Origin of the sequence: Streptomyces sp. NPDC050264, assembly GCF_040655895.1 — a bacterium.
Lineage (GTDB): Bacteria > Actinomycetota > Actinomycetes > Streptomycetales > Streptomycetaceae > Streptomyces.
Genome location: NZ_JBFAKV010000069.1, coordinates 1 through 2,210, shown reverse-complemented (window position 1 = coordinate 2,210; position 2,210 = coordinate 1). Strand labels below are relative to the sequence as shown.

The 2,210-nt window shown below is 61.6% G+C and carries 1 protein-coding gene and 1 pseudogene; both read left to right on the top strand.

Annotation, left to right across the window (positions count from 1 at the left end; all coding sequences use genetic code 11):
* Nucleotides 1-44 precede the first annotated feature (44 nt).
* Nucleotides 45-209 (top strand): annotated as a pseudogene (locus tag AB0J02_RS43575) (pirin family protein); the annotation flags it as partial.
* A 1,108-nt stretch (nt 210-1,317) separates the two neighbouring features.
* Entirely contained in the window at nt 1,318-2,166 is an 849-nt protein-coding gene (locus AB0J02_RS43570) for a hypothetical protein (RefSeq protein WP_363199477.1), read from the top strand.
* Nucleotides 2,167-2,210: the final 44 nt, after the last annotated feature.

Here is a 2,210-nt window from a genome sequence, read left to right as displayed (position 1 = left end):
GTCTGTCACGCCTCTGACCTGGGGAGAACCGTCAGAACCGTGATATGTGGTGGAATTTCCTGGCACGGTCACATGACGAAATCGCTCAGGCTCGGGAGGAGTGGATGAGCGGGTCGCGATTTGGGGACGTAAAGGGGTACGACGGAGGGCGGCTGGATGCGCCTGAGGTGCCGCCTGTGCCGCTTAAACCCCGGGGTCGAGTGCGCTGAACTGGACTTCCATAGCCTGACCCTGACGAAGTCGAGCGAGTGACTTCGTCGACCCGCTCGACTTCGCTTCGCCCCGATCGCAAACGCCTCTCGCAGCGCCTGAGTCCACGTCTTCGAATCGCATGTTTCGCCAGCGGTAGGCAGCTCTAGCCAGACTGATGCTGACCCAATGCTGACGTTCATGACGCCCCGTCAGCTCTCGGCCGACTTCCGAACTACGCTCACTCGCAGCATGCTGAGCTCCTGCTTCTCCGGCCTGAGCACTACACCAATACTCAGGGCGCGGGAGCCGGACCAGTACAGCACTGCATCCCGAGCGGAACGATGCTGACTTGCGCGGCCGTTTGCCCAGTTCCCACAAAACGCCACTTCGCCGACGGGGCGGGCCTCGACGCGAAGGCCTTGCACGTACGTAATTCGTACCCTTGAGTCGAATTGTCAGCAGGGGGCCTCGCGTCAAGATCAACAATGACAGTAACTACTCTCGGAAGAGCTTGGGGCTCGACGCAGGGGCCTGGACCGCGCACGGAGCACCTCGAGGAGCCGGCGCCCAGAGATCGGGATCTCCGAAGTTGGGCGGTGCGCTGGGCCGCCTTTGACTGCACCGGACCAACCCTCAGCCGGCCGGCCACTTGTTTGCGGGATACCTGCGATGAGGCAACGACGCGAACTCATCAGGGATCAAGGCACGCGGAGCCGAGGTCCGCAGTAATTGTGACGCGTCGATGCCCAGCAACCGGCCCTGGTCGATGACGGCGATGAGCAGACCGAGCACATCGGTGACGATGCCCCACTTGCGGCCCGGCTCTTCTTGCTCGGATATAGCACGGCCGTCGTCTTCGGTGCGTTGACCGAGGCGTGCACGGTCTGGCTGTCCATCACGACCGCGAACGGGTCCTCGCGTCGGCCCTTCGACTCGCGGCCCTGCCAGCGCAGCAGATCGTGGACGGTCTGGTCGGTGCCATCATCGGAGTGCCGGCGGTTGAAGTGTGCCTGACTGGACAAAAACGGGTGTCTCACACGTCGGATCACGAGAGTATGTGCTGATAGTTCAGGGACTGTCAGGTAAGCGCCCTAGCGCTTCTTTAGTGGAGTTCGGTCAAGTCTCATGTCGAAGTTCGCGATCCACCTCTCATTCAACGTGATCAGTTGTGAGGGGTGTGGCATCAAGCGGATCCGCGGCGTGCCGTGTGCCGACTGCGAGCGCCGCCCTGAGCCGTGGGAGGTCGACAGTGCAGCACTCTGTCGCCGACAGAGAGCGGTTGAGGCTCAGCAGATACTGGCGCAGGCAGCAGACCAGTCCGAGCACAGAGAACTTGGAGCTCCTGAGTTCTTGCATGCCGAGGTATACGCAGCCCTCCACACATGGATGACTGGCTTCTTCGATGCCGTGTCCGCAGCAGCAGAGAGCCAAGAAGGCGCTCAGCGGCTCAAAGACTCTGTGACCGAGTTGGTTGGTCTCAGAGCTGCCCTTCACCGCGCCGACGACCGCCGCCCCATGCGGCAGCTCATTTCAGCACTCAGGGGCCTCATAGCTGAGCTCGAATCAATGGTCGGCGCATACCTCGAAACATTGCTCGCAAGCACCCCCCTCCAAGCCCAGAACCACGGTGCTCGAGCACAGCGGCATCTTGACGCAGCCACGGAAGCCATCACTCGAGTCGAGAGCGTCTCGGAGGCAGTGGAGATACTGACGCACCAACGTGATGCGTCGCGGACCCAGGCACAACTCCTGCAACTTGCCCTCGGTTCCGCGCAGCAGCCTAATCTTCTGGCGTTGGACTCCTGGGGCCGCGACTCGCTCTGGGAAATAACCGGCTCTCGCGGCACTGCGGGACATGGCGTGTTCTTCGGGATCTGCCGCGTGATCGCTCAGAACCTCTTTAACGACGGCCAGTTCTGTTACGTCCTTCGACGTGCATACCAGCTCTTCTCGTCAAGCCCTAAGAGCTCGTAACACGATCTTGGTGAAACGTGCTGGTTGGCCGTGACGGGTGTGAA